Genomic DNA, 5,907 nt, shown 5'->3' with positions numbered 1-5,907 from the left:
CATGATTGTGTGCATAAAGTCCCGTCATCACACTGGCACGGGCAGGTGCACAGATCGCTGAAGTTGTATAGGCATTCGTAAACTTCATGCCTTCTTCCGCAAGCTGGTCAATATGCGGCGTTTTGCAAATATCGTTCATACCGTAGGCACTTACTGTGTCTAACCGCTGCTGATCCGATAAAATCAGCAATACATTCTTTCTCTTCGCCAATTTTCCCCTCTCCTTTCCTGTTGTATTTCTTTATCTATACAACATATGATTTTAATACTATTTTACCATTATTTGTGCAAAACGTCAAACAATATATATTTTTTATATATTTCATCATAAAAAAGTGACAATTCAGCCTTTGAGCCAAATTGCCACTCTTTGTATATTTTCGCAATTTATCCCTGTAAAATTTTAACTTTGTACAAAAATTCTTTTCTCTCCCCGGGCTGAAGACAAATACAGGCCTCCTTATGTTTAAAATCTCCATCTTCATCTTCAAGTGCCGCACAGCCATGCCACGGTTCAATACATATAAACGGTGCCCTCTGTGCCCCCTTTGTCCAGAAAGCCATAAAAGGAAAGCCTTCAAAATCCATGTGGACACCGTGACCCTTCAACCGATGCTTAAGGCTCACTCCTGTTGATTTCAGACCGCTGAAAATAACTGTGTCCATTTTTTCAAAAGGTTCATAATTCAATGCAAACCGATCCGAATCTCTCAAAAAAGGAACTGTTTTTCCCTTTTGAATGTATCCGTCAGAATTGAGCAAAAGGCTGTCTGCCTGCTCTTTTTCGTCAAATACAATATCGTAATCCTCAAATGTTTCATCTGCAAAAACCGGACAGCAAAAAGCCGTATGGGCTCCGATACAAAAAGGCATCTCTCTTTTATCAAGATTGACAATCTCAAAAGATGTGACAAAGCCGGAATCTTCCAGTCTGTGACAAACCTGAAGTTTAAAGTTGAAAGGATATTTTTTCAATGTATCCTCATCCGCCCTAAGTTCCATCACAACATGATCTTCTGCCTGCTCTGTGATTACAAATTCCCGTTCTCTGGCAAATCCATGACGGTTCATTGAATATGTCTCTCCATTGATTTTTATCTTTCCTTCTTTTAAATTTCCGACAACAGGAAAAAGAAGAGGGTTTCGTCCTGTCCAGTATTCTGGATCTCCCTGCCAGATACGCTCCGTTCCTTCCCCATCTTTAAATGAAATCAGTTCACCGCCCTTTGTCGTTACAACAGCTTCCATACATCCCTTTTTTAATACGATCTCCATAAAGTTTCTCCCCTTCTACATAAACTTATAAATATTGTAAATATTAATCAAAATCATAAGCACCATCAACCCGATAAATAATTTATCTACCGATGTCTCCGTCAGCTTTTTATTAACTTTCCGTCCACACATACCCCCACATATGCCCCCGCAGACCATTAACATAAGCATGCCTATGGAAACATCCGGTATCGTTCCTGTCACGATGCTTAAGATCAGACTGGCAAGCTGTGAAAAAAAGATAACATATAGAGAATTTTCAGCCGCCGTCTTTGTATCCATAGAAAAAAAGTAAAATAAAACGACCAGATTGATCGGTCCGCCGCCAATACCTAAAAAGGAAGACATAATTCCTAAAAATAATCCGATACCGACACAAACTGCCGGATTGGTGACGCGACGCGTCTTTATCTGATTTTTTTTAATTGTGTAGATCAATGTCCCCAGCGTAACGATCAATAAACAGAGTGCCTGAACTGCACCGACTCTGTTTGGATTTGGATTCATATTCTTAATGATCTGAAAAAGATACTTTCCAAAGACTCCGCCAATAGCAGCTCCCACTGCCAGAGGAAATCCCGTCTTCTGATCAATTCTGGATGCACCGCTTCGCTTCGAACGAATAACTGAATAGGTCGTCATAGACAACACTGTACAGCCTGAAAGAAAGCTGATAGCTGAAACACTCATAATTCCAAAGGCATCCAGCACCGGCTTGATGATGACACCGCCGCCGATTCCGCAGATAGCCCCCACAATCGATGCAAAAAAACATATTAAAAATACTAAAATTAAAACCATAGAGTTCCCCCGTTTCTCCTTGTTCTTTTGTCTGTTTATTTTAATCATACCTAAGCCATGTTGATAAGTCAAGTCTTCCCTCAGGCACAAAAAGATTGTTATTTCCTCTCAAATACATTATAATGAAACCAGAGTCAAAAGCTTTTGACTCCCATAATGCTAAGGGTACTGACCCGGACAGGAGATATATATGCCGCCTTTAAACTTACTCATCAAACCGGTTTCCGGAAACTGCAATATGCGTTGCAGCTATTGCTTTTACACGGATGAGATGGCACACAGAGAAGAATATATGCCCAGACGCATGTCAACACGGACGATGGAAACTTTGATTGACCGGGCACTAACTTTTGCAGACCAGGACTGTACTTTCACCTTTCAGGGAGGTGAACCAACACTTGCAGGTCTGTCTTTTTTCAAAGATTTTTCAGCCTTTGCTGCTGCTCATCCCGGTTCAAAAAAAGTCCGGATCCATTATAGCTTTCAGACGAACGGGCTGCTTATTAACACAGAATGGGCCGAGTGGTTTTCCAGACATCATGTGCTTGTAGGTATCTCTCTTGACGGTCCGAAAAGTATTCACGACCGTTACCGGACCGACCATAATCATCTGGGCACTTTCGACCGGGTCATGGATGCGATTCGGCTGCTTGATGCATACAAAGTTGATTATAATATACTCACCGTCGTCACTAACGCATCAGCTTATAAAGGACGTAAAATATATAACTTTTTTCAAAAAAATCATCTGAATTTTCAGCAGTATATTGAATGTCTTGACCCTCTGGATGTTTCCCGAGGAACGTCTGAATATTCTCTGACACCTGAACACTTCGGTATATTTCTGAAAGATCTTTTTGACTGCTGGTACAGTGATATGAAGTCGGGTCATTATGTATATAACCGTTATTTTGAGAATCTGATGATGATTATCTTGGGTCTTGGTCCTGAAAGCTGTAATCTTCGGGGAATATGCAGCCCCCAGTGGGTCATTGAATCTGACGGCAGTGTCTATCCCTGCGATTTTTATGTGCTTGATGAATGGAAACTTGGAAATATATGTACCGACAGTTTTGAGACTATGGAACATATCCGACAGACATCCGGTTTTATCCAGGTGTCTCATTATCTTCCCGAGGAATGCCGCCGTTGCAAATGGCTGAATTTTTGCCGGAACGGCTGCCGCAGAAATCGTCAGATAACCGAAACCGGTATGGCAGGAAAGAATTATTTCTGCGATGCTTACCGCACCTTTCTTGAATATGCCTGTCCCCGGTTAATTGAAATCTATCATTTATTAAAACAACGCTCTATGGACCGATAAAGGTCCTAAGCATGAATATAATTTTGGGAGGTAGAGAGATGAAAATTATAAATGGACTTGTCTTTGATCTTGAAAGGGGCTTTATTGCCCGTGAGCTTTACACAAAGAATGATGTGATCACCTCAACCGCTTCAGATGCCTCTGATGATCCGATTGTTGATGCATCCGGCTGCTATGTCATTCCGGGTCTTGTGGACGTACATTTTCACGGATGCTGCGGCGAAGACTTCAGTGATGCCACACCGGAAGGTCTTCAAAAGATGGCAGACTATGAATTGAGCAACGGTGTTACCTATATCTGCCCGGCCGGCATGACACTTCCGGAGGATCAGCTGATAAAGCTCTGTCAGAACGCTGCCAATCACAAAGCTTCCTCTGACCATGGTGCCGAACTTGTCGGTATAAATCTGGAAGGACCTTTCCTCTCAGAAGCAAAAAAAGGTGCTCAAAATGGTGCTTACCTTCGTGACCCGGATCTGGATCTTTTAAAGCGTCTTCAGGAAGAAGCACAGGGTCTCGTAAAACTGGTAACTATCGCACCGGAACAGCCGGGTGCTCTGGATTTCATCCGCGGTGCCGGCGATATTACTGTTTCCGTCGGACATACAACGGCTGATTATGACACCGCTTCCGCTGCCTTTGCTGCAGGAGCCCGCCATGCCACCCACCTGTATAATGGCATGCCGCCCCTTCATCATCGTACACCTGGTGTGATCGGTGCCGCCTTTGATGCACCTTCCGCCAAAGTGGAAGTCATCTGTGACGGTGTCCATATCCATCAGAGCGTGATCCGTTTGACCTTCCGGCTTTTCGGTAAAGAAAGAGTCATTCTCATTTCTGACTCTCTTCGTGCTGCAGGCATGCCGGATGGACAGTATGTTCTCGGCGGTCAGGATGTCATCGTTCGAGGAAACCGGGCAACACTGGCAGATAACCCGAATACTCTGGCAGGTTCCGCAACAAATCTCATGGACTGCATGCGCACTGCCGTTTCCTTTGGTATTCCTCTGGAAGACGCTGTTCGTGCCGCATCCTACAATCCGGCCCAGTCCATTGGCATGGACAACCGAATCGGAACATTAGATGCGGGAAAAGATGCAACTATGATTCTTCTCGATCAAAAAGATCTCTCGATTAAAAAGATGATTTTCCACGGAAAAGTTATCGCTTAGCATCTGTTAAATTGCAAAGAAGAAGGATACTCAGCATTCATCATGCCGGATATCCTTCTTTTCCATTCTCATTATTCTTTTTTAATCACAGCAACTGTCCGACACAGCCATAGATACCTGCATCATTGCCTAAAGTTGCCAGAACAATTTTTATTTCACTATGTGCAAAAAATGCATACTGTAAAAAGTACTTCTTAACACCCTCGATCAAAATATCTCCGGCTCTCGAAACACCGCCGCCAATAATGATCACATCCGGGTCAACAACACATGCGATACCGGCAATTGATTTTCCCAGGATACAGCAAAGCTTGTCTACCAGTTCTGATGCTACCGCATCCTCTGCCTTTGCCGCATCAAAAATATCTTTCGCCGTAATTTCCTCGATATCCCGTAAAATCGTCGGACGTGTTTCTTCTTTTAATTTTCTTTTGGCCATCGTTACAATGCCTGTTGCCGATGTATACTGTTCCAAACAGCCTTTATTGCCGCAGCCGCAAGCTTGCGTCTCCTCATCATCCACATGTATATGGCCAATCTCGCCGGCACCGCCATGTGCTCCGTCAAGAATTTTTCCGTCAATGATGATGCCGCCGCCGACGCCGGTTCCTAAAGTGACCATAACAGCATTTTTATAGCCTTTACCGCCGCCCTGCCAGTATTCACCCAGAGCTGCCACATTCGCGTCATTGGCTGCCTTTACGGGAAGACCGGTCATTTCACTGAGTGCATCTTCCACATTAAATGTGCCCCATCCAAGATTCACGCATGATTTTACAATACCTTTGGTCACCGGACCCGGTATGCCGAGACCAATGCCTTCAACATCCTTTATCTCAATATTTCTTTCCTTCATCTTTCCGGAAATGGATGCTGCCACATCGTCCAGAATGGCTGCACCGGAATTGGTCGTATCTGTAGGAATCTCCCATTGATCAAGAAGTGTGCCATCCATCTGAAAAAGCCCGAGTTTAACAGTTGTCCCTCCGATATCCACTCCAAATCCAAATTTCTTCATCACATCTTCCCCCTGTATACTTTTTCTTCATTATATCACAAATATTTTACGATTTAACAAAAAATCTTTGTCAATTGATTCATCCGTATCAAGGTCATATTCCATATATCAGAATTTTCCTCCGGAACCGCCATGAGTCGTTCCTGATGAACTTACATGGGTACTGCTTCCTCCATCCGAATCATCATCTTTCTCGATTTTTCGTGTTGTCACGATCGTATTCACAAATCGGTCTGAACTGTGTGTTAAAACAATACCGTTGTCCACAATATAATCCTGTGCCGCATACTGCATCTTAACAGAAGTCAATGATCCTT

The 5,907-nt window shown here is 43.3% G+C and carries 6 protein-coding genes and 1 pseudogene; 2 read left to right on the top strand and 5 right to left on the bottom strand.

Going from position 1 to position 5,907, the window contains the following annotated elements; all coding sequences use genetic code 11:
• The 3 genes from QZZ35_RS08420 to QZZ35_RS08410 form a co-directional block, all read right to left on the bottom strand.
• On the bottom strand, nt 1–211 hold a 211-nt coding region (locus tag QZZ35_RS08420), incomplete at its 3' end, for a sulfatase-like hydrolase/transferase (protein WP_291236996.1).
• Between the two features lie 176 nt (nt 212–387).
• Nucleotides 388–1,275, bottom strand: a complete 888-nt coding sequence (locus QZZ35_RS08415) for an aldose 1-epimerase family protein (protein WP_291236995.1) — start codon at nt 1,273–1,275, stop codon at nt 388–390.
• Between the two features lie 15 nt (nt 1,276–1,290).
• Nucleotides 1,291–2,076 (bottom strand): sulfite exporter TauE/SafE family protein, encoded by a 786-nt coding sequence (locus QZZ35_RS08410; RefSeq protein WP_291236994.1) that lies wholly within the window; start codon nt 2,074–2,076, stop codon nt 1,291–1,293.
• A gap of 190 nt (nt 2,077–2,266) precedes the next feature.
• Between QZZ35_RS08410 and QZZ35_RS08405 the strand changes: the two genes are divergently transcribed.
• Both QZZ35_RS08405 and nagA read left to right on the top strand, forming a co-directional pair.
• Complete coding sequence (locus QZZ35_RS08405) at nt 2,267–3,400, top strand: anaerobic sulfatase maturase (protein ID WP_291236993.1); 1,134 nt, start codon at nt 2,267–2,269, stop codon at nt 3,398–3,400.
• 38 nt (nt 3,401–3,438) lie between these two features.
• Nucleotides 3,439–4,572, top strand: coding sequence for an N-acetylglucosamine-6-phosphate deacetylase (gene nagA, locus QZZ35_RS08400; RefSeq protein WP_291236992.1), 1,134 nt, complete (start codon nt 3,439–3,441; stop codon nt 4,570–4,572).
• Nucleotides 4,573–4,657: 85 nt separating this feature from the next.
• On the opposite strand, the gene QZZ35_RS08395 is transcribed toward nagA, so the two are convergent.
• Nucleotides 4,658–5,590 carry an ROK family glucokinase gene (locus QZZ35_RS08395; protein ID WP_291236991.1) on the bottom strand — a complete coding sequence of 311 codons (933 nt, stop codon included), beginning with the start codon at nt 5,588–5,590 and terminating at the stop codon, nt 4,658–4,660.
• A gap of 108 nt (nt 5,591–5,698) precedes the next feature.
• Nucleotides 5,699–5,907 (bottom strand): annotated as a pseudogene (locus QZZ35_RS08390) (TPM domain-containing protein); the annotation flags it as partial.

Source organism: Frisingicoccus sp., from assembly GCA_016298055.1.
In the GTDB taxonomy this organism is placed as follows: Bacteria; Bacillota; Clostridia; order Lachnospirales; family Lachnospiraceae; genus Frisingicoccus.
Note: the sequence above shows the minus strand (reverse complement) of the source record. Positions and strands in the feature narration are given on the sequence as shown.